The sequence below is a fragment of the Methylorubrum zatmanii genome, from assembly GCF_014845115.1.
GTDB lineage: Bacteria > Pseudomonadota > Alphaproteobacteria > Rhizobiales > Beijerinckiaceae > Methylobacterium > Methylobacterium zatmanii.
In genome coordinates, this window is record NZ_NKUI01000372.1 from 1 (window position 1) to 655 (window position 655).

2 pseudogenes are annotated in these 655 nt (G+C 73.6%); both read right to left on the reverse strand.

Features of this window, described 5'->3' with window-relative positions:
• A pseudogene (locus MZTS_RS24805) lies at positions 1-205 on the reverse strand (TIGR01620 family protein); the annotation flags it as partial.
• Positions 202-615 (reverse strand): annotated as a pseudogene (locus MZTS_RS24810) (YcjX family protein); the annotation flags it as partial. The pseudogenes MZTS_RS24810 and MZTS_RS24805, both read right to left, overlap by 4 nt.
• Positions 616-655 lie beyond the last annotated feature (40 nt).

Consider the following 655-nt stretch of genomic DNA (forward strand, 5'->3'; position numbering starts at 1 on the left):
CGAGGGCGCTGAACAGGATCGAGAGCCATGGTGCCCGGCTTTTGGGCGCCACCGGCACGGCGACACCGTCGGCGGCATCCACGATCTCGTAGGGCTCGTCGACGAGGCGCACCTCGGGTCGTGGCGGCGCCTCGGCGGTTTCGGGCGAAGGCGCCTGATCGGCGGCGGGGATGCGGAAGGCGCGCGGGCGCTGGGGCGTGGTCACGTCAGCTTGTCCCCGATCAGGAATTGCATGGCCCGGTCGAGCCGGATCTGCGGCAGATGACCCGGCCGGCCGAGGGCGTCCGGCTTCACCGGCGGCGGACGGAAGCGGGGGAAGCGGAACGAACCCGGCGGGATCGCGCCGTCGAGCACCGCCTGCGGGTCGGCCGGCAACTCGCCGGGGAACACCGCCGCCTGCGAGAGGCCGTCGAACACCTCGTCGCCGACATGCTCTCCGGCCTCCGGCGTGCCGGAGACGGCGCGCAGCACCTCGCCGCCGTCATGGACCGTGGTCTCGCGGGTGGCGCGGACGGAGGCGAGCGCCACGGTGCCGACCCGGGCGCCGGCGGCCTCGGTGCGGCGCATCGCCCGCGAGACCAGCAGGCGCAGCAGCGCGTCGAGCCGGTCGTGGCTATGTCTCTTTTACCCATCTGACGCTGCCGACGAAAGGTGG